Origin of the sequence: Alkalimonas delamerensis (assembly GCF_030717955.1) — a bacterium.
GTDB lineage: Bacteria > Pseudomonadota > Gammaproteobacteria > Enterobacterales > Alteromonadaceae > Alkalimonas > Alkalimonas delamerensis.
Genome location: NZ_JAUZVY010000007.1, coordinates 223528 through 247370, shown reverse-complemented (window position 1 = coordinate 247370; position 23843 = coordinate 223528). Strand labels below are relative to the sequence as shown.

22 protein-coding genes and 4 tRNA genes are annotated in these 23843 nt (G+C 55.6%); 10 read left to right on the top strand and 16 right to left on the bottom strand.

Features of this window, described 5'->3' with window-relative positions; all coding sequences use genetic code 11:
* Positions 1-72: 72 nt before the first annotated feature.
* From Q3O59_RS15620 to murB, 7 genes are all read right to left on the bottom strand, one after another.
* Positions 73-148 (bottom strand) — tRNA-Thr (locus tag Q3O59_RS15620).
* Between the two features lie 10 nt (positions 149-158).
* Positions 159-233: transfer RNA gene (locus Q3O59_RS15615), tRNA-Gly, on the bottom strand.
* A 29-nt stretch (positions 234-262) separates the two neighbouring features.
* Positions 263-347 (bottom strand) — tRNA-Tyr (locus tag Q3O59_RS15610).
* A gap of 5 nt (positions 348-352) precedes the next feature.
* A tRNA-Thr gene (locus tag Q3O59_RS15605) sits at positions 353-428 on the bottom strand.
* Positions 429-553: 125 nt separating this feature from the next.
* Positions 554-1249 (bottom strand): type III pantothenate kinase, encoded by a 696-nt coding sequence (locus tag Q3O59_RS15600; protein WP_305946459.1) that lies wholly within the window; start codon positions 1247-1249, stop codon positions 554-556.
* A gap of 3 nt (positions 1250-1252) precedes the next feature.
* Positions 1253-2242: a bifunctional biotin--[acetyl-CoA-carboxylase] ligase/biotin operon repressor BirA gene (birA, locus tag Q3O59_RS15595; protein ID WP_305946458.1), complete on the bottom strand. Its 990-nt coding sequence runs from the start codon at positions 2240-2242 to the stop codon at positions 1253-1255.
* A complete protein-coding gene (gene murB, locus Q3O59_RS15590) occupies positions 2239-3255 on the bottom strand; it encodes a UDP-N-acetylmuramate dehydrogenase (RefSeq protein WP_305946457.1) in 1017 nt (338 codons plus the stop codon). Before murB ends, birA begins: the two co-directional genes overlap by 4 nt.
* A 187-nt stretch (positions 3256-3442) precedes the next feature.
* On the opposite strand from murB, the gene Q3O59_RS15585 reads away from it, so the two are divergent.
* Together Q3O59_RS15585 and Q3O59_RS15580 are read left to right on the top strand one after the other, a co-directional pair.
* Positions 3443-4048 carry a YkgJ family cysteine cluster protein gene (locus Q3O59_RS15585; RefSeq protein ID WP_305946456.1) on the top strand — a complete coding sequence of 202 codons (606 nt, stop codon included), beginning with the start codon at positions 3443-3445 and terminating at the stop codon, positions 4046-4048.
* Between the two features lie 65 nt (positions 4049-4113).
* Positions 4114-4458, top strand: a complete 345-nt coding sequence (locus Q3O59_RS15580; RefSeq protein WP_305946455.1) for an MGMT family protein — start codon at positions 4114-4116, stop codon at positions 4456-4458.
* A gap of 5 nt (positions 4459-4463) precedes the next feature.
* Here the strand turns inward: Q3O59_RS15580 and Q3O59_RS15575 are convergent, their stop codons facing one another.
* Both Q3O59_RS15575 and waaA read right to left on the bottom strand, forming a co-directional pair.
* Positions 4464-5648, bottom strand: coding sequence for a BaiN/RdsA family NAD(P)/FAD-dependent oxidoreductase (locus tag Q3O59_RS15575; protein WP_305946454.1), 1185 nt, complete (start codon positions 5646-5648; stop codon positions 4464-4466).
* Complete coding sequence (gene waaA / locus Q3O59_RS15570; protein ID WP_305946453.1) at positions 5638-7656, bottom strand: lipid IV(A) 3-deoxy-D-manno-octulosonic acid transferase; 2019 nt, start codon at positions 7654-7656, stop codon at positions 5638-5640. The genes Q3O59_RS15575 and waaA overlap by 11 nt, the downstream gene beginning before the upstream one ends.
* Before the next feature lie 107 nt (positions 7657-7763).
* On the opposite strand from waaA, the gene Q3O59_RS15565 reads away from it, so the two are divergent.
* Positions 7764-8780, top strand: coding sequence for a glycosyltransferase family 4 protein (locus Q3O59_RS15565; protein WP_305946452.1), 1017 nt, complete (start codon positions 7764-7766; stop codon positions 8778-8780).
* Between the two features lie 22 nt (positions 8781-8802).
* Here the strand turns inward: Q3O59_RS15565 and Q3O59_RS15560 are convergent, their stop codons facing one another.
* The 4 genes from Q3O59_RS15560 to Q3O59_RS15545 all read right to left on the bottom strand — a co-directional run bounded on the left by Q3O59_RS15560 (position 8803) and on the right by Q3O59_RS15545 (position 11511).
* Positions 8803-9555 carry a glycosyltransferase gene (locus Q3O59_RS15560; RefSeq protein WP_228590862.1) on the bottom strand — a complete coding sequence of 251 codons (753 nt, stop codon included), beginning with the start codon at positions 9553-9555 and terminating at the stop codon, positions 8803-8805.
* A 99-nt stretch (positions 9556-9654) separates the two neighbouring features.
* Positions 9655-10128 carry a peroxiredoxin gene (locus Q3O59_RS15555; RefSeq protein ID WP_305946451.1) on the bottom strand — a complete coding sequence of 158 codons (474 nt, stop codon included), beginning with the start codon at positions 10126-10128 and terminating at the stop codon, positions 9655-9657.
* 77 nt (positions 10129-10205) lie between these two features.
* On the bottom strand, positions 10206-10961 hold the full coding sequence (locus tag Q3O59_RS15550) for a class I SAM-dependent methyltransferase (RefSeq protein WP_305946450.1): 756 nt from the start codon (positions 10959-10961) through the stop codon (positions 10206-10208).
* Between the two features lie 61 nt (positions 10962-11022).
* Positions 11023-11511, bottom strand: a complete 489-nt coding sequence (locus Q3O59_RS15545; protein ID WP_305946449.1) for a hypothetical protein — start codon at positions 11509-11511, stop codon at positions 11023-11025.
* A gap of 107 nt (positions 11512-11618) precedes the next feature.
* On the opposite strand from Q3O59_RS15545, the gene Q3O59_RS15540 reads away from it, so the two are divergent.
* Positions 11619-12350, top strand: a complete 732-nt coding sequence (locus Q3O59_RS15540; RefSeq protein WP_305946448.1) for a complement resistance protein TraT — start codon at positions 11619-11621, stop codon at positions 12348-12350.
* Positions 12350-13213 carry a complement resistance protein TraT gene (locus tag Q3O59_RS15535; RefSeq protein ID WP_305946447.1) on the top strand — a complete coding sequence of 288 codons (864 nt, stop codon included), beginning with the start codon at positions 12350-12352 and terminating at the stop codon, positions 13211-13213. Before Q3O59_RS15540 ends, Q3O59_RS15535 begins: the two co-directional genes overlap by 1 nt.
* An 18-nt stretch (positions 13214-13231) precedes the next feature.
* Here the strand turns inward: Q3O59_RS15535 and prlC are convergent, their stop codons facing one another.
* The gene (gene prlC, locus Q3O59_RS15530; RefSeq protein ID WP_305946446.1) at positions 13232-15280 is read right to left on the bottom strand and encodes an oligopeptidase A; all 2049 of its coding nucleotides are present in this window, start codon (positions 15278-15280) and stop codon (positions 13232-13234) included.
* A 158-nt stretch (positions 15281-15438) separates the two neighbouring features.
* Here prlC and gorA point away from each other — a divergent pair, with 158 nt between their 5' ends.
* Both gorA and Q3O59_RS15520 read left to right on the top strand, forming a co-directional pair.
* Entirely contained in the window at positions 15439-16794 is a 1356-nt protein-coding gene (gorA, locus tag Q3O59_RS15525) for a glutathione-disulfide reductase (protein ID WP_305946445.1), read from the top strand.
* A gap of 45 nt (positions 16795-16839) precedes the next feature.
* Entirely contained in the window at positions 16840-17583 is a 744-nt protein-coding gene (locus tag Q3O59_RS15520; RefSeq protein ID WP_305946444.1) for an alpha/beta hydrolase, read from the top strand.
* Here the strand turns inward: Q3O59_RS15520 and Q3O59_RS15515 are convergent.
* Complete coding sequence (locus tag Q3O59_RS15515; RefSeq protein WP_305946470.1) at positions 17580-18821, bottom strand: amidohydrolase; 1242 nt, start codon at positions 18819-18821, stop codon at positions 17580-17582. The two genes, Q3O59_RS15520 and Q3O59_RS15515, sit on opposite strands and share 4 nt — an antisense overlap.
* A gap of 133 nt (positions 18822-18954) precedes the next feature.
* Complete coding sequence (locus Q3O59_RS15510) at positions 18955-20187, bottom strand: MFS transporter (protein ID WP_305946469.1); 1233 nt, start codon at positions 20185-20187, stop codon at positions 18955-18957.
* Positions 20188-20362: 175 nt separating this feature from the next.
* Between Q3O59_RS15510 and Q3O59_RS15505 the strand changes: the two genes are divergently transcribed.
* The 3 genes from Q3O59_RS15505 (at position 20363) to Q3O59_RS15495 (ending at position 23823) form a co-directional block, all read left to right on the top strand.
* Positions 20363-20737 carry a c-type cytochrome gene (locus Q3O59_RS15505; RefSeq protein WP_305946443.1) on the top strand — a complete coding sequence of 125 codons (375 nt, stop codon included), beginning with the start codon at positions 20363-20365 and terminating at the stop codon, positions 20735-20737.
* 129 nt (positions 20738-20866) lie between these two features.
* Complete coding sequence (locus Q3O59_RS15500; RefSeq protein ID WP_305946442.1) at positions 20867-21754, top strand: substrate-binding periplasmic protein; 888 nt, start codon at positions 20867-20869, stop codon at positions 21752-21754.
* Positions 21755-21774: 20 nt separating this feature from the next.
* Positions 21775-23823, top strand: a complete 2049-nt coding sequence (locus Q3O59_RS15495) for a S9 family peptidase (protein ID WP_305946441.1) — start codon at positions 21775-21777, stop codon at positions 23821-23823.
* Positions 23824-23843: the final 20 nt, after the last annotated feature.

The window sequence follows — 23843 nt, the reverse complement described above, 5'->3', positions numbered from 1 at the left end:
ATCAAAACCCTTCCTTTAACGGCGGTTCAAGCTTGAAATCAGGATGCAGTTACGAGAGATGTCAGAAAGAAGTGGTGCTGATACCCAGAATCGAACTGGGGACCTCATCCTTACCAAGGATGCGCTCTACCGCCTGAGCTATATCAGCACTATTTGTCTGGAGCGGGCAGCGGGAATCGAACCCGCATCATCAGCTTGGAAGGCTGAGGTAATAGCCATTATACGATGCCCGCAATCTACTCGTAGCCATGGCTGACGAAAGTGGTGGAGGGGGAAGGATTCGAACCTTCGAAGGCTGAGCCGGCAGATTTACAGTCTGATCCCTTTGACCACTCGGGAACCCCTCCACTAATGGTGCCGCTTATCCGAGTCGAACGGATGACCTACTGATTACAAGTCAGTTGCTCTACCAACTGAGCTAAAGCGGCACAACGTCAGTGGGTGCGAATTCTAGTAGAATGATTTGGCAGGCGCAACAGAAAAAAAGCGAAAACTGCAATTAAATGCATTAAATGGGCATTTCTTCACCAAATACCCAGAATAGCATCCAAGGCTAGCTATCAATAAAGCGGCTCAGACCATAAAACAACAAATTCGGCTCCAGCTGCACCGGGTAATTTTTCAGATAAGGCAACAAAAGCCTGGCATCGCCCCCGGTTAACAGCACTTGTTGCATCGGCTGCAATTGCCAGGCCTGCGAAATGGCGCCCACCACAGCCGCCAGACAACCATTTTGCAGGCAAGCCACCGTATCGCCGCCTGGCTGCAAACGGGCTTGATGGGTATCGGCATTGAACACCTTGGCCGTTTTTTGCACCACACTTTGTTGCTGCAATTTCAGCCCAGGTAAAATCCAGCCGCCCTGGTGCACTGCATCCGTACTCAGCCAGTCGAGGGTGACGGCAGTGCCAGCATCTACGACCAGCAGATCCTGCTTCGGCATGAGCCAGTGACTTCCCAGCATCGCCAACCATCGATCAACCCCCAATAAATGGGGCTGACTGTAGCAGTTCTGCACACCAAAGCGTGCTGCTTCACTCTCGATTTGCCGCCAGGGCTTGTCGTGCAATTGCAGCTGTTTTTTTAAGGCCTGCACCTTATCCTGCCCGGCGACAGCGGCATAATACACTGCCTCGATGGCAGTCCGATCGAAGCTGGCTGCGGACAACTCCACCGGGGTCATTTGACCGGTACGACTGGCCAGCATGCCTTTACTGCGGCTGTTGCCAATATCAAGCAATAGATACATGCCTTACACCTCCGCCCTTAAACTGAGCTCACCACCGTGAAATGCCAGTTTTTTGCCTTGTTGCTCCAGCACCAGGTTGCCTTGCGCATCAACGCCATGGCAGATGCCCCGAATCACTTGCTGCCCCTGAGTGAGACGAACTGCCTGCTGCGGATAGAGCTGACGACGATTAAACTCGGCCTGAAAGGCTGCAAACCCTGTTTGCTCGAAACGCTCTAAATGGCGAGTACAGCTCGCTTGCAAACGGGCGACCAGCCGATTGCGATCCAGTGTGCCGACCGCTGTTGCTAAATCGGTCCAGGGCTGACTGATGCTCTGCGCTGCTTGCTGTGGTGGCAATTGCACATTGATCCCGATGCCAATGACCAACTGACAACGACCATCACTCTGTCCGGATAATTCGATTAGAATGCCAGCTAATTTTTTGCCCGTCCAATAGACATCATTCGGCCACTTCAGCTGGACAGCCAGCTGGTAATCGTTTTCCAACAGCTCAGCCACCGCCACACCAATCACCAGGCTCAACCCCATGGCAGCCTGAATGCCCTGTTCGAGTTGCCACACCATCGAAAAAGACAAGCTGGCGGCAAAAGGGGAAAACCACTGGCGCCCATGCCGACCTCGACCTGCAGTTTGCGCTTCAGACACCAACACCTGGCCGGCCGGGAGACTCTCCCCTTGCTGCAATCGCTGCATCAACTGGCTGTTGGTTGAGTCCGTAATGGACAGAACATCGATCGGCGCGGCACCCGGCTGCTGCCATTGCGCGATCGCCTCAGAGTCCAGCAGTTGCAGTGGCGCTGCCAACCGATACCCTTTGCCTTTCACACTAAAAATATCCAGCCCTAACTGTTGCAGCTGCTGCATATGGTTGGCGATGGCCGTACGGCTGAGTTGCAATTGCTCACCCAGCCAGCGACCGGAGTAAAAACGTCCATCGCTTAAATACTGCAGCAGTTGCCGCTGAACTTGCCAGCCAGCTGAGGCGCTCATAACGGGCTAGCCTCCCAGCCCGGCCGCCCCAGCAACCGCACCTCGGGCTCCAGCGCCACTCCAAACCGGGCTTGCACCTGCAGCTGGATGGCTTCAATCAACTGCAACAGTTGCTCAGCCGTTCCCTCGCCGTAATTCACCAACACCAGCGGTTGACGGTTGTAACAGCCGATATCGCCCAATTTTTTTCCTTTGAAGCCGGCCTGGTCAATTAACCAGGCCGCCGAAAGCTTGCTGCTGCCATTGCCCTGACGAAATACGGGCAGTGCTGGATAACGCACTTTCAAAGCCTGCGCCGTTTTGTCGGGCAACAAAGGGTTTTTAAAGAAGCTGCCGCAATTGGCGAGCTCGGCAGGATCTGGCAGTTTTGACTGGCGTATAGCGACGACGGTATTCAGCACCTGTTGCTGACTGCAATCTGCTGGCAGTTGGTCCAGGCCCTGGTAGCTGAGCACCGGCTTTGCTGCTCTGCTCAACATCAGACCAACCGCAGTAATCACTCCCTTCCCTGCCAGCTCGCCTTTGAACACACTGTCCCGATAGCCAAAGCCACAATCAGCAGGCGTCAAGCGTTCAACCTGCTGTGTTTGCCAACGGAAGAAGTCGACATAGCCACAGCGGTCGGCCAGCTCAACGCCGTAAGCCCCGATGTTTTGTACCGGTGCCGCCCCGACCGAACCAGGGATTAACGCCAGATTTTCCAGCCCCCACAGGCCTTGCTCAACCGTCCAGCACACCAACTGGTGCCAATTGTGGCCGGCCTCAACATGCAGCAAAGCCTGCCCATCACTCTGCCAGGACAGCTGTTTTTCTTTGGCCAAAAAGCGGCACAAAGGCGGCAGCGCATCGCCGATAAAAATCGTATTGCTGCCTTCACCCAGCACCAGCGGCATTGGCTGTATTGGCACCTGGCGCAAGTCATCCGGCTGGTAACACAGGTAGACTTTGTCCAGACTGGCCGTTAGACGAAAAGTAGAGTAATCACGACCGTTCTGCTGTTCTAGAATTTCCATGCAGGGCTCAACAAGAATCACATGGCCGCCATTCTAAACAAAGATGCCTTGAAACACTATGCAAGGGCAGCTGTCGCAGCAAAATCCTATTGCTGAAATTGTTGTCAGCCCCTACAATAGCGCCGCCAACATACCGTTGGCTTCTCTGCCTGTTTCTATGTAATTGCTTTTTTCGTTCGGAGTCTTTATGCAACGACTGCGTGAGTTATCGCGTCGTGTTGAGGCTGTGTATGGCGAAATAGCGGACACCTATGCCAGTTACCAACAAGCCCGTGGCCTGCAGTGCCGCAGTGGCTGTGGTGCCTGCTGCCTGCATCCGGCCATTGAGGCCACGGTGCTGGACATGTTGCCGCTGGCAATGCACCTGTTTGATCAGGGCACGGCCGAATCCACACTGGCACAACTTGAAGCGGAATCACCGGGCCCACAGTGCCCGATGTACCAACCTTTGTCCTTTGACGGCAAACAGGGGCAATGCCGTATTTACCCATGGCGGCCAACGCTGTGCCGCACTTTTGGCGCAGCTGGCTACCGGGATAAGCATGGCAAAACGGCATTATCCACCTGCAAAACCATTAAGGAAGATCGCAGTGCCGCTTATGCCGACACCCTGATCGCGATGGAGTCTGATCCGCCCCCGATGCTGAGCCATGCCCGTCAGCTGGTGGATCAGCTGGATTACGAGCTCAGCCGCAGCAGCCTGCCAATTGCCGAAGCGATGCAAGCTGCCTTGCGCAAAGTGCTGTTTCAGGCCTGCTATTCCGACGTGGATACTGAGCAGCAAATTGCCTAATCCTTGCCACTTAGCCTTAGCCTGTGTCAGGCTAAGCAGATAGCAGCCTGACACAGAAACCTTTGATGACGACCACCCACCCATCTTATGCCCGGATCTGGCATACGGTGTTGCAAATCCCCCTTGGCAAAGTTGCCAGTTATGGTCAGATTGCTGACTTAGCTGGCCTGCCAGGGCGCGCCCGACTGGTCGGCAAAGCTTTGGGCTATGCCCCGCCAGAACTGGCCGTGCCCTGGCACCGGGTGCTACGCAGTGACTGTAGCCTCGCTTTCCCAGCTGGCTCAGCGATGGCTTTACGCCAGCGTGAACTGCTGCAAAGTGAAGGGGTGCTGCTCAACAACAACCGGGTGCGCAAAAACGATCTGTGGCAGCCGGATCTGATGGAGTTGTTGTTTAAGCTGAAGTACTAACGGCATTAACAGTACTGCCCGGCGACCCAGCCCGAACTCCAGGCCCACTGAAAGTTGTAGCCGCCGAGCCAGCCAGTAACGTCGACTACTTCACCAATGAAATACAAACCAGGCTGATGTTTCGCGGCCATGGTTTTGGAGGAAAGCTCGTTGGTATCCACCCCGCCTAGGGTGACTTCGGCAGTGCGGTAGCCTTCAGTGCCATTGGGTTTAAACACATAACGGCTCAGACTGTCACACAGGCGCTCAATGCTTTTGGGGTTCAGTGCTTTTAATGGCTGGTTCTGTACTACGTTGAGCGCCAGCAGTTTTTCCACCAGACGCTTTGGCAATAGCCGCCCCAATGTGGTTTTAAGCTCTTGCGCCGGGTGCTGCTGTTGCTGGGCCGTTAAAAATGCAGCCAGGTCCTGGCCTGGTGTCAGATTCACCAACAACTCATCGCCGGGCTGCCAGTAGCTGGAAATTTGCAAAATAGCCGGGCCACTTAAACCGCGGTGGGTAAACAGCATGTCTTCAGCAAAGAGGGTGTGGTTCGCTTCTGCCGTCACCGGTAGGGAAACGCCGCTGATTTCTTCAAAAACCGCTTTATCGCTCGGTTGCCAGGTCAGGGGCACCAGACCGGCCCGCACCGGCAGTACCTTAAGACCAAATTGCTCGGCCAGCTGATAGCCAAAGGCGGTCGCGCCCAAGTTCGGCAAGCTCAGGCCACCACTGGCCACCACCAGGCTCTGACAGTGCAACTGATGGGTGGCAGTACGAAGCTGGTAACCACCCGCTTCGTTGCTTACCGCCATAATCTGTTGCGACAGTGCCATTACCACGCCCGCACTATCGCACTCCTGCTGCAACATCGCGACAATGTCTTTGGCGCTATCGTCACAAAACAACTGCCCCAGGGTTTTTTCGTGGTAAGGAATTTGGTAGCGCTGTACCAAATCAATAAAATCCCACTGGGTGTAGCGACTTAGCGCCGACTTGCAAAAATGCGGGTTGGCCGAAATAAAATTCTCCGGGCTGGCGTAGATATTGGTGAAATTGCAACGGCCGCCACCGGACATCAGAACTTTCCGACCAATGCGTTTGCCGTTATCCAGCACCAGCACGCTGCGGCCACGCTTGCCTGCTTCGATGGCACAAAACAAACCAGCCGCGCCAGCGCCGACCACGATCACATCCCAATCAGTTTGCACCTTGCTGCTCCTGATAGCCGGCAAGCAACGAAGGCCAGGCTTCCGGCTGCCAATGAAAACTGGCCAACTTTCCTTGTTCTTTGTTTAAGGAGCGCAGCAACCGCTGCAGGTTTTGCTGGCACCAGTCCCCTTTCTCCCGACGGTCGCACTTATCAAAATCAATCAGCCAGACTTTGCCATCCTCATCCAACAAGATGTTGCGGCAATTTAAATCCGAGTGGTAGACCCCAAGCTGGTGCATTTGCGCAATGGCAGCCCCGACGGCTTGCCACTCCGCTTCGGTTAAAGCGCGCTGCTGCAAGAGGGCCGCAATGTCTTTGCTGTTTGGGATCAACTCTATTAGCAAGTCGGCCCGGTAAATCAGGCCACTGCGCTGATAGCTGGCCGCTACTGGCCTGGGCACAGCCAGGCCTTGCTGACGCATCCAGGCCAATAACTGGTATTCCTGCATCGCTCTGCTACTGGCGACCGGCTGCAACCAGAACTGATCGTGCAGCAGCTTGCCAATCAAACCGCCACGGTAATAGTGCCGAAGCACCAATGCATGTTGCTGATGCTGCACAAACCAGGCAGTGTTTCGCCCCTCGGAGCTGCCGATCACCGCCCCTTGCTGCTGCCACCACTGGCTCTGAAAATGCGCGCTGTCTACCGCATCGAAAAAATCGGGGTCGTACCAAAAGGTTGCAGCACCTTGCTGCAGCTGGCAATAGGCTCTGGTTTCGGTTTGTGATGTCATCTTTTGTCCTGTCAGGAGTGCCTCCATTGCCTGCATGGTTCGCTGGCTGGCACCTTGTTGCTGCTGAAAAAACTGCTGCGCCCGCTCGCCTTGCGCCTTGCGCCTTGCAGGCTGCGCCAATAACTGCCGGACACTGGCTGCCAATTCGGTGGTGTTGGCAACCAGCGATACCGCTTGCTGCTGCTGAAGCTGTCGGTACACCGTATGAAAATTAAACACATGGGGCCCACTTTGCACCGCCCTGGCAAAGCAGATGGCTTCAAGCGGATTGTGCCCACCCCGCTCAATCAGGCTGCCGCCAATAAACACCAGGTCGGCCAGCTGATACCAGGCCAAAAGCTCGCCAAGACTGTCAGCCAGTGCAATGTCCGTATCCGGCTCTGGTAAGCCCGCACTGCTGCGGCGCCACAGTTTTAGCCCAGCATTGCGCACCAGCTCAGCCACGGCTTCAAATCGCTCGGGATGGCGTGGAACCAGCATCAGCAACAAGTCGGGGAATTGTTGCTTTAACTCTGGGTACAGCGCCAACAACTGCTCATCCTCTCCGGCATGGGTACTGGCTGCCACCCAGAGCAAACGCCCGGCCATAGCCGGCCGGAATTGGTTCACCTGGCTGCCCGTTTTGTTGGGTATGGCCAGCTCATACTTCAGATTGCCGCTGATCTGCCAGGGGCCCTGATAGCCCAAAGCCCGGAAGCGCCGACCGCTGGCTCTATCCTGCGTTAACAGCAAATCAATGTTGCACAGCAACAACCGGGTCAGCCAGTGAAAACGGCGGTAGCCGCGGGCTGAACGGGCAGATAAGCGGGCATTGACCACAGCAACCGGTACCCGCTGTTTGGCGCAGCCATGCAGCAGGTTAGGCCACAGCTCGGTTTCAATGATCATCAGACCGCAGGGTTGCAGGGCTGTTAGAAGTCGCTGCACTGCCCCGGGGTAATCCAGCGGCAGGTAGCAGTGCTGCACCCGCTGGCCAAAACGCTGCTGGATAGTGCCCGAGCCCGTTGGTGTGGTGCAAGTGACTGTCAGCGGACGCTCAGGGTGCTGCTGCAACCATTGCTCAATAAAGGGGGCTGCCGCGATCACTTCCCCAACTGAAACGGCATGCAGCACCAAGCCGTTTTTCTGCAACTGCTGTAGCTGCAACCCCAGCGCAAAACGTTCCTTCAGGCGCTGTCGGTAAGCCCGGTCTTTACGTGAGCGCCAGAGAAAGTACAGCAGCACCAGCGGCAGCAGCAAATAGAGCAAAAAAGAATACAGGTGCCTTAGCAACAGCGATACCCTTCGTTATGCCGACTTTGCTGCCGGACTTTAGCGGAAGTGGTAAATAGTATACCATGGGCTCCTACTGTCTGCGCCCCTGCTAGCGACGAAACCCTATGAACATAGTCCATATTATTTTGACACACAGCTTTGCTGGCAGCGAGCGTTACGCCGTTGAGCTGGCCAACCTGCAAGCCGAACAACAGCATCAGGTGACCCTGATCTTGCATCAACGTGCGGCAGAACCCAGACCCAATGCCATCGCTCACCGGGTCTCACCCAAGGTCAAACTTCATCTGGTCAGCGGCTATAAATGGCTGGCCATCTTCCGGGCCCGCCAGCTTTTGAAGCAACTTAAACCCGATGTCGCGCACGCTCATTTAAGTGCGGCCTGCCGGGTCTTGCATGGTGTAAAAGGGCTTTGTTTGCGTCTGGCCACTTTGCATATTCACTATAAAAAGCAGCAGCATGAGCAACTGGATGCATTAATCGCCATCGCCCCGTGGCAGCTTGCTGCCATTCCTGAGCCTTTGCGGCAACACAGTGTTCAACTGGATAACTGGTCAGCGGCTCAACCAGCAGCAGCGGATGCGCGTCAACGCTTACGGGCCGAGTATCAAATCCCTGAGGATGCGTTGGTGATTGGCAGTCTGGGGCGGGTCGAGCCCAGTAAAGGGCACGATGTGCTGCTGGCGGCATTTCAACAAGCGGCGATCCCCAATAGCTACCTGGTGCTGGTGGGCGATGGTAAAAGCTGGCAAGGGCTGCGCAATAAGGCTGCGCCGAATGTTATCATGCCTGGCTTTAGCAGCACACCGCAGGACTGGCTGGCCAGTTTTGATTTTTTTGTCAGTGCCGCCCGCAGCGAGCCCTTTGGCCTGGTATTTCTGGAGGCCATGCATGCCGGCCTGCCCATCATCGCTACAGCCTCCGAAGGAGCCAGCTACCTGCAGCCATTATTTAACACAGAGCTGGTCGCCATTGATGATGTGGCACAGTTGGCGAAAGCCCTGCGGCAACAAAGCCAGGATCTGCAAAAGCGCAGCTATCCGATGCAGCGCTTTGATCCCCAGAGCAAAGCGGCGGAGGTGCTGGCATTTTATCAGCACCAAATAACCAGCCGGCAGCTTTAAAGAGGTGTAGCCGTGGCGGCGATTATTGCCACATCTCCTTCACCCATTGCACCGGCAATACCCGGCGGTACCACTTACCGCTGATGCCAGCAATGGCATCCGGTGGATTGGGCTTGCCATGAAAAGCAACGATTTTTGCACCGGTTGGTATGGTGGCTGGTTTAAACCAGTTCATGATGCCTTTTGGCAGGCAGTGGCGCTTAAAGCTGACACACCAGCCTTCGGGCCAGTACTGCAACTTGCCTTGTGCCGCCAGGTTTTGCGTGACAAATTCCTGCTCGTTGCGCACCTTGGCCAGTTCGCGCTCTTTGTGGTTTTTCAGCAGCTCTATCAAATCGCTGTGAGCACCAATGGTGTAGCGGTAGACCGAGGTATTGCCGGTTGCATCGGACTTGTCCCATTCTTTGATCACAAAGAACTCACCTTCGGGCTCGAAGAAGCAATTGATGTTATCAACAATGACCACATCAAGATCAATAAAAAGCGTTGGGCCACTCAAGTCGTACAAAGGATCAGCAAAGCTGGTGACTTTCAGCCAACCGTGACCAAAGCTCCAGGGCTGGCGTTCATCAAAATCCTGAAAACCAACTTTAGGGATGTCTTTTACCTCGATACTGGCGTCGATGCCCTCGGCATCGTCGGTCAGGCAAACGAAGCGAAAAGGTAAGGTTAAATTACGTTGCACCATGGCATGGAGCTTATTGACGTAATCGGGGCCATATTTTTTACCCCACTTGATACAAAGAACATTCACAGTTTGCGCAGTTGTCGACATGTGTTGGTCACCATCAAGAATTTGGCCGCTATCATAGCAGCTTGGCCATGGAAATGAAAAAAGGGAAGCAGCCCTGCTTCCCTTTGCCGCGTCACAGACTTAGAGTGCAGCTAAAATGGTTTCGGCTTTACTAACCTCAAACGATTTGGGTGGCTCGACATTCAACAAGGTCACTTTGCCATCCTCAACCACCATCGCATAGCGTTGTGAGCGCACGCCACCAAAATCACCGGTATCCATGGTGAGGCCAATGGCTTGATGGAAAGCACCGCCACCATCGGCTAAAAAGGTAATGGCTTCAGCATTTTGTGTCTCTGCCCAGGCCGCCATCACAAAGGCATCGTTCATCGCCGTGCAGACAATGCTGTCTACACCTTTGGCTTTGATTTCATCGGCCAGCGCAATATAGCCTGGCAGGTGCGCCTCTGAGCAGGTCGGCGTAAAGGCACCCGGCACCGCAAAGAGCACCACTTTTTTGCCTTTGAACACATCGGCTGTGGTGGGGCTTTTCATGCCATCGCTGGTTAGTTGAGAAAAGCTTACGTCGGGTAAGGTATCGCCTGGTTTGATCATAGCAAAGCTCCTGTAGCTAAGAGAAGTGAACTGCAACTGAGTGTAGTTGAAACATTTAAGACCAGAAAGGCCCGAGGTTACAAGGCCGCGTTCACATACACATCAAAACGATTGTTTTTGCCTTTGACCTGATGGCTTGGAGCTGTGTCTGCCAGGGCAGGCGCATAGCCGGGACGTTTTACCACCACCCGCTTGGTTGCCAGCGCCAGTGCAGCGGGTAGCAACTCATCGGCATCCGGGTCTTCGCCGACCACGTCATGAAAAGCGCGCATTTCTTTTTTCACCAGTGCAGACTTCTGCCGCTCCGGGAACATCGGGTCCAGATAGACCACATCGACCGCAGCTAAGGTGCTCAAGGCTTGTTGAGCTGGCAAAAAATGCAGCTGCATTCGCTCAGGCAACCAGGCGGATAACTCCGGGTGCTCGCTGGCCCGGCGCAGGCCATCGGCCAAGAGTGCAGCCACCAGCGGATTGCGCTCGACCATGGTTACCTTAGCTCCCAGGCTCGCCAGCACAAAAGCATCGCGACCCAGCCCGGCAGTGGCATCCAGCACCGTCAGTGCGCGGTTTTTATTCAGCCCGACGGCTTTGGCGATGGCCTCGCCCATGCCACCGCCATGTTGACGACGGTAGCTGGCGCTGCCACTGGCAAAATTGACCTGAATCGGGCTTTGCTTCGGCAGCTCAGTATGGCGCAACACCAGCGCATCATCCTGCCAATAAAGGTGCCAGCCAGTTGCCCTGGATTGCAAAGGAATGCCGTAGCGTCCGGCCAACTGTTGCAAATAGGCAGTGACATCCTGATTGAGGGTGGTTTCAGGCAGTAACAGCATTCAAACCCGTCCGGTAAAAGGCGACAGTATAAAGCGGACCTGCACTCAGTGCCAAAGCTTGTTACATCGTTTCTTGCTTGTGCGCACCGCTGATGCGGCACTGGCCATCGATCAGGCTGACCGCAGGCTCTGGCACGATGGCACAATCCGACATCCGCCCCAACCGGATATTTTCAGCCTCTGCTGCCCGGTTGTAACTGGCAATTTTTTGCTGCAACACGGTTTCATTGACGCCTTTGGTCGAATAAGCAATGTATTCTGCCGGACCACCGCAGGGTTTGTGTCCAAAGCCAATAACCCGGCATTGCTTCACATCGTCGGCCTCAGCTTTGCCTATCATGGCCAGGATATCTGCACGCATGGCTCGAAGATCTGGGTGTTCACGCATCTGTCGCTCCCGCTCTCTGACCGCAGCAATTGGATTGGTAACAGGATCAATCGGCTCTATCAACGGCTCTGGGGCCACGCGCTCACTGCGTGCCTGCCCCTGTTGACAAGCCCCCAGCAACGCAATCAAAGGCAGAGCAAACAACCAATACTGTGTACGCATTCAGAACTCCTATCGATGAGCTGCAGTTTTGACTAAAATTAAGCTCCCATTAAGCTTAGCAGACTAAGCTTAGTTGTGTTGAGCTCAGGTTACCACAGGATACGAAAATGAAACATGGCTTTTGGCTTGCCGCCATCATCATCACCTTAACGCTGAGTGGCTGTGGTGCCATTCATACCTCAGTCGCCAAACGCAATCTGGATGTGCAAACCCAGATGAGCTCCACCATCTTTCTGGATCCGGTGGAGCCCGAGCAGCGCACTATTTTTGTCGATATCCGCAATACCTCGGATAAACCCGAGTTTGATATCCGCCCGATGGTTATTCAGTCCTTGCAGCAGCGGGGCTACCGGGTGATCGATAGTCCATCGCAAGCCACCTACTGGTTGCAAGCCAATGTGCTGCAAGTGGGCCGTACCAATGCCCGCGCTGCGAACAGTGCGATGAATGCGGGTTATGGTGCGGCTGGCGGTGCGGTGCTTGGCCATACCGTGCACAGAGCCACCGGTGGATCTTCCGGCAGTGCCGCCACCGGTGCAGCCATTGCCGGAGCGGTAGCAGGCACGGTATTTGATGCCCTGATTGAAGATGTTTATTACAGCGTCATTACCGACATTCAAATTATGGAGCGCTTTGATGGGACTGTGCGCGAGCGCTCTGAGCATATTTTAGTGCAGGGCGATAGTGGCAGCACCACCTCCAGCTACCAGCGCCAAAGCGATCAGCGCCGCTACCAAAGCCGGGTCATCAGTTACGCCAACCAGTCCAACCTGAAATGGGAAGATGCGGCGCCTGAGCTGCAGGCAGGCCTGGTGCGAGCCCTGGCAGGCCTGTTCTAATGACGGGCAAGGCCACGCTAATAGTTTGCCTGTTGCTGCTGGTGCAACTAACCGGCTGCACTGCCATTCATCGCTCCATCGCCAAAGGTGAGCTGGATGTGCAGACCCGGATGAGTCAAACCATTTACCTGGACCCGGTCGAGCCAGAGCTTCGCACCGTCTTTCTGGACTTTCGCAGCACTGCGGCAGAGTTTCAGCAGCCACTGGACGCTGCAGTGGCCGAATTTCTGCAGCAGCGCGGCTATCAGCTAACCCAGAGCCCGGCCAAGGCGCACTACTGGTTGCAGGTGAATGTCCGCACGGTACTGAAGCAAGCACCGGAAAAAGTACTGGCCAAAGCCGAGTTTGGCATGAGCCATGAGGAAATTGAGCAGCTGCTTAATCCAGCGCTGCTGGCGATGCCGGCCTTTATCCCCGAAGAGGTGGAGCCAGAGCCGTCCAAAAATCGAAGCTCCAGCCGTTCCACTCGCTCCAGTCAAAGCAATGTCTACGTCGGTTACAGCGATGGGGTCAATGTCGACAGCCGGGACTTGCGCAACCTGTTGATTGCCGCAGCGGTGATTGCCGGCACCGAGTACGCGGGCCGGCAGTTGGTGAAAGATGTCTATTACACCATGGTAACCGACCTACAGGTGGCAGAGCGCATCGCCGCCGACAGTGATGAGTGGGTGCTTGAGTACAGTCAGCATTTGTTGCTGCAAGGCGATAGCGGCAGCAGCGACACCCTGTGGGAGCGGGCGACCGATCGCCGCAAATACCAGGCCCGGGTCATTAGCTTCGCCAACCAGGCCAATCTGAAATGGGAAGATGCCGAACCAGGCCTGCAATCCGGCCTGATCCGATCTTTGGCAGGTATCTTCTAACCTGCCAGCCGCATGTCCTTAGCTTGCAATCCCCATATGCCGTAACAGAGCTGCATTGGAGGGCTCGCGGCCGCGGAAGCCTTTAAACAGCTCCATCGGCTCGGCGCTGCCGCCGCGCTCCAAAATCCACTGTAAGAAATCACGCCCGGTTTGCGGGTTAAAAACGCCTTCTTCCTCAAAACGACTGAAGGCATCGGAAGACAACACCTCGGCCCACAGGTAGCTGTAGTAACCAGCGGCATAACCACCGGCAAAGATATGGCTAAAGCCATGTTGAAAACGATTAAAGCGCGGTGGAATAATCACCGACACCTGCTGCCGCACTTCATCGAGCAAGGCTTGCACCCGGCCACCCAGCTCGGGCTGGTACTCGGCGTGCAGTCTGAAATCGAACAGTGCAAACTCCAGCTGACGCACCAAAAACATGGCCGACTGGAAGTTTTTCGCTGCCAGCATTTTATCCAGCAAGTCCTGCGGCAGGGCCTCGCCGGTTTGGTAATGGCCCGAAATCAGCTGCAAAGCTTCCGGCTGCCAGCACCAGTTTTCCAGGAACTGGCTCGGTAGCTCGACCGCATCCCAAGCCACACCATTGATGCCAGCCACCGCAGCGGCATCGACCTGCGTCAGCATATGGTGCAAGCCATGGCCAAACTCATGGAATAAGGTCACAACTTCATCGTGGGTGAAGAGCGCTGGCTTGCCACCAACCGGCTTGTTGAAGTTGCAGGTTAAATAGGCCACCGGGCTTTGCAGCTCGCCCGTAGACAGGATACGCCGGCCGCGGCAGTCGTCCATCCAGGCTCCGCCGCGCTTTTTCGCCCGGGCGTACAAATCAAGATAAAAACCGCCACGCAGCGCACCTGAGCTGTCAAAAATATCGTAAAAACGCACATCCGTATGCCAGACATCGACGCCCTCACGCTCGCGCACTGTCATGCCAAACAGCTTTTCAATCACGGCAAATAAACCCGGCACCACCTTGGTTTCCGGGAAATAAGGCCGCAGCTGCTCGTCGGAAATGGCATAGCGGGCTTGCTTCAGTTTTTCCGAGTAATAAGCCACATCCCAGGCTTGCAAATCGCTGTGCTGGTACTCACTTTGCGCAAAGGCTTTCAACTCGGCCAACTCTTTTTCGGCCTGCGGCTTAGCGCGGCGGGCTAAATCCTGCAAGAAGTCCAGCACCTGGGCCGGAGACTCGGCCATCTTGGTGGCCAGTGATTCTTCGGCGGCATTGGCAAAATCCAGCAGCTGCGCCAATTCATGCTTCAGTGCCAGGGTTTCTTCGATAATGGCGCTGTTGTCAAACTGACCGGCATGCGGCCCCTGATCGGACGCCCGAGTGCAATAGGCCTGATAGACTTCTTCGCGCAAACTGCGGTCGTCGGCATAGGTCATCACCGGCAAATAACTTGGAAACTCCAGCGTCAGTACCCAGCCATCCAGCTCGCGGCTTTTGGCCTCTTCGGCTGCAGCTGCTTTGGCATCGTCCGGCAAGCCAGCCAATTGCGATTCGTCGGTCAGGTGCTTGTGCCAGGCTTGGGTGGCATCCAGCGTATTATTGGCAAAGTTGGAGGCTAGCTCGGATAAACGGCTTTGGATCTCGCCATAGCGTTGCTTTTTCTCGGCCGGTAAGCCAATGCCGGATAATTTAAAATCACGCAGCGCATTTTCTATCACTTTTTGCTGCGCCTGGGTCAACTCAGCGAAGGTTTTGCTTTCAGCCAGGGTCCGATAAGCCTGGTACAGGCCTTCATGCTGTCCCAACCAGGTGCTGTATTCCGACAGCAGCGGCAAACAGCTTTCATAGGCCTCTCGCAACTCCGGACTGTTGAGCACTGAGTTCAGATGCGAGACCGGCGACCAGAGTTTCCCCAGCCGATCGCCTCCCTCTTCGAGTCGCTCCACCAGGCTTTGCCAGGTGAAGCTGCTTTGTTGTACCACCTCTTCCACCACAGCTCGGCCTTGTGCAATTGCTGCTTCGACGGCAGGTTTTACTTGCTCCGGCTTGATGGCAGAAAATGGCGGTAAATCGGTAAATTCCAGCAAGGGGTTGTGCGCTGTGGTCATAAGGCATCCTGAGCAACTTTAGGTATTAATATTATGTTGGGGCGGATCCCCGTCAAGTCAAGGGACTTGTTTCCGTGCTCGTTTCGCCAAAGCCTCTTGTGATTCCAATGGCAGTCCCTTATATAGAAGAAAATGCGATGCAAACAACAGGAACTCCTATGACCCGACATTACGATTACCTCGCCATCGGCGCTGGCAGTGGCGGCATTGCCTCGGCCAACCGGGCCGCCATCCGTGGCGCCAAAGCCGCCGTCATTGAAGCCAAAGCGGTAGGCGGTACCTGCGTGAATGTCGGTTGTGTGCCGAAAAAAGTCATGTGGTACGGCGCTCATATTGCAGAAGCCATCAAGTACAGCCCGGCCTATGGCTTTGACTTGCAGCAGCAAGGCTTTGATTGGGCCACTTTAGTGCGCAACCGCGAGGCCTACATTGAGCGCATTCATGGCGCTTACCAGCGTGGTTTTGCCAGCAATGGGGTGGACTTGATTGAAGGCTTTGCCACTTTTGTTGATAAAAACACGGTGGAAGTGAATGGCGAGCGCATTACCGCCGATCACATCACCATCGCCGTGGGCGGCCGGCCCAGTCGGCCCGATATTCCTGGCGCAGAGCTTGGCATCGACTCGGATGGCTTTTTCGCTTTAACCGAGCAGCCAAAAAAAGCCGTGGTAGTTGGTGCCGGCTACATCGCCGTTGAAATTGCCGGTGTGCTGCACGCCCTGGGCAGCGATACCCACCTGCTGGTGCGTAAAGACCGGCCGCTGCGCAACTTTGATGCCGATATCACCGATGCCCTGCTGGAGCGGATGAAGCAAGATGAACTGCAACTGCATACCCATACCGAAGTGAGCAAAATCGAAGCCAGCAGCGATGGCCGCCTGACAGTGTATTTAACCGATGGCGGCATGCTGTTGAATGTCGATTGCCTGATTTGGGCCATTGGCCGCGAGCCTGCCACCGATGCCATTCAACTGGAGGTGGCCGGTGTCAGCACCGACGCACATGGCTATATCCGCACCGACGCCTTCCAGAACACCAATGTGCCGGGCATTTATGCCGTCGGCGATATCACCGGCGAAGCCCAGCTGACGCCAGTGGCGGTCAAAGCCGGCCGTATGCTGGCCGAGCGGCTGTTTAACCCGGCCATGCCGGAGGCCAAAATGGACTACCGCCTTATTCCAACCGTAGTGTTCAGCCACCCACCCATCGGTACCATCGGCCTGACCGAAGCCGAGGCCAAAGCCGAGTATGGCGACGCTAACGTCAAGGTATACCGCTCAAGCTTTGCCGCCATGTACAACGCCATTACCCCACACCGGGCGCTTAGCACCTTTAAGCTGGTGTGTGCCGGCAAAGAAGAAAAAGTAGTCGGCCTGCACGGCATCGGCGAAGGCATGGACGAGGTGCTGCAAGGCTTTGCTGTCGCGATGAAGATGGGGGCTACCAAAGCCGACTTCGACGCCACAGTGGCGCTGCACCCGACCAGTGCGGAAGAGTTTGTGACGATGCGCTAAACTGTCTTCAGTTTCGTCTCAAGAGCTGGGGAGCGGGAAAATGCAATGCGCACACTGCTAAGCTTAGCAAGCTACCTGCTGGCCGGTTATGGGCTATTGTGCCTGCTGCTGTATCTGTTGCAGCGCCAGCTGATTTATTTTCCAGTGCCGGCTGCCTTGCCGCCAGAACAACCGTTGGTGCTGAAGCAAGGCCAGGTTCAGGTGCTGGTAAGCCAGCAGCCGCGGGCCAGCGACAAGGCTTTGTTGTATTTTGGTGGCAATGCCGAGGATGTCAGTGTCAGCCTGGCGGAGTTTAGCGCGGCATTTTCTAAGCACGCGATTTACCTGATGCATTACCGCGGTTATGGCGGCAGTGAAGGCCGGCCGTCGGAGCAAGCGCTGGTCAGCGATGCACTGGCCCTGTTTGATGCCGTAGCAACAGAGCACAGCAACATCACGGTGATTGGTCGCAGCCTTGGCTCAGGCGTGGCGATGCAACTGGCAGCACAGCGACCGGTGCAGCAGCTGGTGCTGATCACCCCATTTGATAGCCTGACCAAACTGGCCCGGCAACAGTTTCCGGTGGTACCAGTGGGCTGGTTATTAAAAGATCGTTTTGAATCTGCCCACTACGCCCGCCAGATAGATACGCCCACCCTTTTGCTGGTGGCGGAGCAAGATGAAATCATTGGCCGGGCCCGCAGTGAAGCGCTGTATCAGGCTTTTTCCCCCGGCATTGCCCAACTGCAGCTGTACCCAGGCGGGCACAACAGTTATTTGCCCGCCAGTCAGATTGCGGCCTGGCTTTAGCCAGCACCCGGGTAATCAAACACCCAGTTAATAAACAGATTGGTGCCTACTTTGAGCGCCCGCTCATCGGCATAGAAAAATGGCGAATGGTTGGCTGGCATGCTGGCCGGATCTCTATCCGGCGGGGCGACGCCTAAAAACACAAACATGCCGGGGACTTCCAGCGCATAGTAGGAAAAATCCTCAGCCCCGGTCACCAACGGGCTTTCCTGCACCATCTGCTCGCCGGCCACGGCCCTGGTGGTCGGCAGCATCCGCGCCACCAAATCAGGATTGTTGATGGTCACCGGGTAACCTTCAATAATGGTCACTTCCGCTTTGGCACCGGTGACATGAGCCGACGCCTCTGCCGCCTGAGTCAGCTGACGGAAAATTTGCTGGCGAATGTCCATATCGAAGTTACGAATGGTGCCTTCCAGGTAAACCTCATCCGGAATGATGTTGTTGCGCACTCCGCCCTCGACAATGCCAAAGCTGACTACTGCTGGAGCCCGGGTAATATTGATTTGCCGGCTGACGATGGTTTGAACGTTGTTGATAATTTGCGCCGCCGCCACGATAGGATCAACCCCGGCCCAGGGCGATGAGCCATGGGTCTGCTGCCCTTTAACCCGGATTTCAAAGCGATCGGACGATGCCATCAAGGGACCTTTGCGGTAGCCAATGGCTCCCAGCGGAGCCTGGCCCCAGACATGAATGCCAAAAATCGCATCCGGTTTCAGCTCGGCAAACAAGCCTTCGCGCAGCATCAGCTCAGCGCCACCTTCCTCACCGGGTGGTGCACCTTCCTCCGCTGGCTGAAAGATAAACATCACGGTACCAGCCACCTGCTGGCGATGTTCAGCCAGATACTCGGCGGCGCCCATCAGCATGGCAACATGCAAATCATGGCCGCAGGCATGCATCACCCCCACTTCATTGCCGCGGTACTCGCCAATCACGGTAGAGCGAAAAGGCACATCGGTTTGCTCCGTGACTGGCAAGGCGTCCATATCGGCCCGCAGTGCTATCACCGGGCCAGGTTTGCCTCCGCGTAACACCCCGACCACGCCGGTATGAGCAATTTCAGTTTGCACCTCCATGCCCAGGCTGCGCAGATGCTCCGCGACCAAAGCTGCGGTGCGAAACTCGCGGTTACTGAGCTCGGGATGCTGATGAATGTCCCGCCGCCAGGCAATGACCTTTTGTTCCAGTTCGGCACTGATAGCAGGCCGATCGGATGGTGCAGCCTGCAGCATGGCAGGCAACCAGATAAGAATAAGCAACCCTGAAATTCGTAGCATCGGATTTTCCTTTGGTAACTAAGGCTTTGAGCTTAGCTAAGGTTGTCAAAACTTGCTAACTGGTTCCGTTTGCAGACCGGGACTTTGTTTACTCCGAGCTGTCCTGCTGCTTCTCCAGACCTTCTTTTATCATGCTTTCTGAAGATTGGGTCGGCAGCATCACAGTCGCACTGGCGCGGCGCTGACGCTGACGGCGGTCAAAAAAGCGCAGGTACAGCGCCATACTGCCCACAATGACCGGCAAGCTGGCAATAAACCAGAAAAAAACCTGAGTGCCGATAAAATGCATCAGCAAGCCGGATATCAGCAAACCACAAATGGCGCCCTGGCCATTGGCCCGCACCAGGGCACTGCTGGCACCCACCATCTGCTCTTTGTTCAGGTAATCATTGGTGTAGGCCACGACCATTGAAAAAATTGGCAACATCACAGCACCAAACACAAAATAGCTCAGATAAAGGATGCCAATTTGTGCACTGCCCAGGCTGGAAATCCACAGCGCCATCGCACAGGATGCAAAAGCACAGCCAGCGATGACCACCCGTCGGTCGAATGTGTCGGACAGCTTGCCCAACTGAAACTGAAAGCAGAGCGAGCCAAAAATCAGGCACGCCACCAGGTTGGCAATTTGAGTCAGTTCCAGACCAAGGCGGGAAAAATACACCGGGCCAAGGCCAAACAAAGAGGCATAAGCAAACTGCATTAAAAAGCAGCCAATGATGCCAAGGGGTGCAACCCGCATCAGCTCACTGGCCGGCATTTTTTTCGGCTGGCCAAAGGCTGGAGTGCTGGTTGTGGTAATCAGCAAAGGGATCACCGCAGCGCTGATTAAAATCGACACCAGGGTAAACTGAATAAAATCGCGGGGATCGCCAATGTAAAGCAAAAACTGCCCCAAACCAATACCGCCAAACAGCATCATCACATACAGCGACATCAGTTTGCCGCGATTCTTGTTGGTAGCACCGGCATTGATCCAGCTTTCGGCAATGACAAAAATGGCCGAAAAACAAAAGCCCGAGATCATTCGCAGCACAAACCAGACACCGGTATTGACCCAAATGGCGTGCACCAAAATACTAATGGAGGCCAGCGCAGCAAGCGCAGCAAAGGCCCGGATATGTCCCACCCGGTGAATCATCTTCGGCGCCCGAATCGCCCCCAGCAAAAAGCCAATGAAATAGCCGGCCAGAATCATGCCGGTACTGGCGCTGCTGAAGCCTTCCATTTCAGCACGAATTGACAACAAGGTATTTTGCAGCCCCGTGGTCATGCCGACAATCAACATGCCAAGCAGCAAGGGCCAGATGGTTCGAATCATGGCAAACAAAGTCGTCCCCTATGGGTGGTTTGATCTTGAGTTAACGCACTGAAGTTCAATAAGATTAGCAAAGCAACTCATGTCAGGCCAGCCACGCTACTCCCCATGGGGTAAGGGCTGGTGTTCCTGACCGGTCTGTGGCAGGCTGACACAAAAAACAGAGAAACAGCATAGCATGAATCGACTCCACAGCCTTTTGATCTTCGTCAGTATTGGCTTACTGGCCGCCTGCTCTGAACCTGCCAGCCAGAGTGAGGCACCGCCGCAGGATCCATTTGCCCAGTTGTCAGAATCAGAGCGCGAGCTGGTCCGCCATGGCGAAGCCAGAGCCCGCAGCTGTGCGGCTTGCCATGGTCCTCAGGGAATTTCACGCAATCGCATGTACCCCAGCATTGCTGGTTTACCATCAGAGCGGATGAGCGAGCTGCTGGAGGCCTATCGCAATGGCGACAAGAGCAACCCATTGATGTCTCCCCAAGCCCGGGGCCTCTCTGATCAGGACATCGAGGCCTTAGCGGCTTATTATGCATTACTGCCCGCAGCGCCTTGACTGCAGCAGCCAGTCCGACGCTTTTATCGGCTAGTCGGGCTTGCTGCGCGATGTTCGGCTTTGACAGTAGCAGCCTGCTTTGCAACTATATATGGGTATATCCTAACCACACTTTTTTCAGGACAGATTATGCGGTCGACTCTGCTACGTACAGCCAGCACCTTGCTGCTGAGTGTTTTTCTTTTTGCCTGCTCACCAGCCACCGATGTCGCGCCCCAAGCACTCGGCGAAGACAGTGGTGATACTTTTCAACAAGCTCAGCGCCAGGGCGGTGCCAGCCTGACCGTGCTTTATGTGCCTGCCGAAGGTTTCGCCTATACCGATGCTCAGGGTGCGCTGACCGGTGTCAGTGTTGAAATTATGCGCGACTTTGCCCGCTGGGCAGAGCAACATCACCGGCTGCAATTGGATCTTCACTTTGTAGCCGAAACCAATTGGCAACGCTTTTACCAGCGCGTGATGCAAGCCGAAGGCGGTGTCTTTGGGCTGGGCAATGTCACCATTACCGATGCACGCCGGCAAGAGTTGCAATTTTCACCGCCGTACATGAACAATGTCGCAGCCTTGATCACTCATCAGGATGTGCCGGAGCTGCAAGACTGGGCCGACTTCGGCAGCCACTTTGCAGAGCTGGAGCCGCTGGCATTCTCCGGTACCCTGCACGAAGTCCGGATCCGCCGGTTGCGAGACCAGCATCAGCCAGGGCTGGCCATTCAGCGTGTCACTTCCAATCCGGACTTGTTGGAGCTGGTCGCATCCGGTGACTTTTACAGCTATGTCGATGCCTACAACTACTGGCGCGCCCGTCAGGCCGGTATGCCATTGCGCGATCACCCATTGGCGGCAGAAACCGATGAAACCTTTGGCATTATTATGCCGTTAAACAGCGACTGGGGCACCTTTATCCAGGCCTTTTTCGCTGCTGAAGGTGGTTATCTGCACAGTGCGGGTTACCGCCGCATCATGGAGCGCCACTTGGGCACCGAGCTGGCCGAACTGTTATTAAATCCGAACTAATCAAAAGAGGACTGCTCTGCATGTTGTCGCACACCCCATTGTTCCGTGGCTGGCTTGCTCTTTGTTTATTGCTGATGCTACCGCTGGCGCACGCCGGCTTACCACACTTCAGCGCTGAAGACATTTTTGAGCTGGAATTTGCCAGCGATGTGCAGATATCGCCGGATGGTCAGCACATTGTCTATGTCCGCAACAGCAACAACATTAAGGCAGACAATACCTTGCAACGACTGTGGATCCTCGACACCAGTACCGGTCAGCATTGGCCCTTACTGGACGACGAGCATCAATATAGCCAGCCACGCTGGGCGCCTGACAGCAACCGCATCGCCTTCATCTCCAACCGCAGTGGCAGCGAGCAGATCCATGTGCACTGGCTAAGCCAGCGCCGCACCGCCCGCATCAGCAATCTGTCGCAGCGCCCTCAGCAAATCAGCTGGTCACCGGACGGTCAACAGCTGGCTTTTGTGATGGAAGTACCGGCCAGGCCTACCGACTTTGCTCAAAGTGTGTATCGCCCTACCATGCCAGCAGGCGCTGAGTGGGCCGAAAAACCCGTGATCGTGGAGCGCACCTACTATCAGCAGGATGGCCGGGGCTTACTCAGCTCCGCCTACCACCAGGTGTTTGTGGTGCCTGCCACTGGTGGCACAGCCCGTCAGCTCACCGACGGCCCCTACCTGCATCAGGGCCCTCTGGCCTGGACACCGGATAGCCAGCAGCTGGTATTTTCTGCCAACCGCTCCACCGATTGGGAGTACCAGCCTCGTCAGCGCGATCTCTACCAGTTGAGGCTAAAAGACAGCCGCATCACTCCTTTGGTGCAGGGCGATGGCCAACATTACCACCCAGTCTTTTCGCCCGATGGCTTGCAACTGGCCTACCTTTTTGCCTCGGCCGAGCCGGTTGCCTATCGCAACAGCAAGCTGAAAGTGCTGGATTTGCGCAGCAATCAGGTGATGCCCCTGTTGACGGAGTTGGATCGCTCGGTTGAACAGCCAGTCTGGCAGGACAACCAACAGCTGGTGTTCCAATACGAGGACCGCGGTCTGACCAAGGTCGCCCGAGTGACGCTGCGCAACCGGATGGCCGATCTGGTCAGCGACTTATCCGGTGCCAATTCTGGCCGGCCATACCTCAGCGGCATGTTCAGCCTGTCGGATAAAGGCCAGCTCGCGTATACCCGGGGCTCGTCGCAACGGCTGGCCGATGTGGCCATTTGGCAACATGGCCAGGTCCGCAATCTCACCCGGTTGAATGAGGATTTGCTGGGCCAGCGTCAGCTCGGCAAGGTACACGAGTTCACTTACCGCTCCAAACTGGACGATGAAGAGATCCATGCCTGGTACATCACTCCACCCGGCTTTGACCCTGAGAAAAAGTACCCGCTGATCCTGGAAATTCACGGTGGCCCGCACCTGCCGTATGGCCCGCATTTTAGTGCTGAATTGCAACGCTACGCTGCCGAAGGCTATGTAGTGCTGTACAACAACTATCGGGGCAGCACTTCCTACGGTGAGCGTTTTGCCCTCTTGCTGCAAAACAAATACGCCTCGACCGACGATTTTGCCGATCATATGTCCGGCGTCGATGCGATGATTGCCAAAGGCTTTATCGATGCGAACAATCTCTTTATTGCCGGCGGCTCTGCCGGCGGTATTGCCACCGCCTATGCGATAGGCCTGACAGACCGTTTTAACGCAGCCGCGGCCACCAACCCGGTGATCAACTGGGTCAGCAAGGTGCTGGCAGCGGACAGTTACATGGCGCAAATTCAGAATCAGTTTCCAGGCATGCCGTGGGAGCATTTGGACCATTACTGGCAGCGCTCACCATTGTCGCTGGTGGGCAATGTCAGCACACCAACCTTGCTCTTTACCGGTGAGCTGGATCGCCGTACCCCGATGGCCGAAACCGAGCAGTTCTACCAGGCATTGCGACTGCGACAAATCGATACCGCCATGGTGCGGGTGCCTGGTGCGGCCCATGCGGTCTCCAACCGCCCCAGCCGGATGATTGCCAAAACCGAGCATACTCTGGCTTGGTTTGCCCGCTACCGCCAAGATTAGCTGCGGCAAACAACGTATAG

What these genes read in the sequence shown, in the direction of transcription:
- Q3O59_RS15540 (WP_305946448.1), top strand. Translation starts at nt 11,619, where the DNA reads ATGAAACATGGCTTTTGGCTTGCCGCCATCATCATCACCTTAACGCTG.
- gorA (WP_305946445.1), top strand. Translation starts at nt 15,439, where the DNA reads ATGACCCGACATTACGATTACCTCGCCATCGGCGCTGGCAGTGGCGGC.
- Q3O59_RS15565 (WP_305946452.1), top strand. Translation starts at nt 7,764, where the DNA reads ATGAACATAGTCCATATTATTTTGACACACAGCTTTGCTGGCAGCGAG.
- prlC (WP_305946446.1), bottom strand. Translation starts at nt 15,280, where the DNA reads ATGACCACAGCGCACAACCCCTTGCTGGAATTTACCGATTTACCGCCA.
- Q3O59_RS15580 (WP_305946455.1), top strand. Translation starts at nt 4,114, where the DNA reads ATGACGACCACCCACCCATCTTATGCCCGGATCTGGCATACGGTGTTG.
- Q3O59_RS15600 (WP_305946459.1), bottom strand. Translation starts at nt 1,249, where the DNA reads ATGTATCTATTGCTTGATATTGGCAACAGCCGCAGTAAAGGCATGCTG.
- Q3O59_RS15535 (WP_305946447.1), top strand. Translation starts at nt 12,350, where the DNA reads ATGACGGGCAAGGCCACGCTAATAGTTTGCCTGTTGCTGCTGGTGCAA.
- Q3O59_RS15500 (WP_305946442.1), top strand. Translation starts at nt 20,867, where the DNA reads ATGCGGTCGACTCTGCTACGTACAGCCAGCACCTTGCTGCTGAGTGTT.
- birA (WP_305946458.1), bottom strand. Translation starts at nt 2,242, where the DNA reads ATGAGCGCCTCAGCTGGCTGGCAAGTTCAGCGGCAACTGCTGCAGTAT.
- Q3O59_RS15560 (WP_228590862.1), bottom strand. Translation starts at nt 9,555, where the DNA reads ATGTCGACAACTGCGCAAACTGTGAATGTTCTTTGTATCAAGTGGGGT.
- Q3O59_RS15555 (WP_305946451.1), bottom strand. Translation starts at nt 10,128, where the DNA reads ATGATCAAACCAGGCGATACCTTACCCGACGTAAGCTTTTCTCAACTA.
- Q3O59_RS15545 (WP_305946449.1), bottom strand. Translation starts at nt 11,511, where the DNA reads ATGCGTACACAGTATTGGTTGTTTGCTCTGCCTTTGATTGCGTTGCTG.
- murB (WP_305946457.1), bottom strand. Translation starts at nt 3,255, where the DNA reads ATGGAAATTCTAGAACAGCAGAACGGTCGTGATTACTCTACTTTTCGT.
- Q3O59_RS15585 (WP_305946456.1), top strand. Translation starts at nt 3,443, where the DNA reads ATGCAACGACTGCGTGAGTTATCGCGTCGTGTTGAGGCTGTGTATGGC.
- Q3O59_RS15515 (WP_305946470.1), bottom strand. Translation starts at nt 18,821, where the DNA reads ATGCTGCAGGCTGCACCATCCGATCGGCCTGCTATCAGTGCCGAACTG.
- Q3O59_RS15550 (WP_305946450.1), bottom strand. Translation starts at nt 10,961, where the DNA reads ATGCTGTTACTGCCTGAAACCACCCTCAATCAGGATGTCACTGCCTAT.
- Q3O59_RS15510 (WP_305946469.1), bottom strand. Translation starts at nt 20,187, where the DNA reads ATGATTCGAACCATCTGGCCCTTGCTGCTTGGCATGTTGATTGTCGGC.
- Q3O59_RS15520 (WP_305946444.1), top strand. Translation starts at nt 16,840, where the DNA reads ATGCGCACACTGCTAAGCTTAGCAAGCTACCTGCTGGCCGGTTATGGG.
- Q3O59_RS15505 (WP_305946443.1), top strand. Translation starts at nt 20,363, where the DNA reads ATGAATCGACTCCACAGCCTTTTGATCTTCGTCAGTATTGGCTTACTG.
- Q3O59_RS15495 (WP_305946441.1), top strand. Translation starts at nt 21,775, where the DNA reads ATGTTGTCGCACACCCCATTGTTCCGTGGCTGGCTTGCTCTTTGTTTA.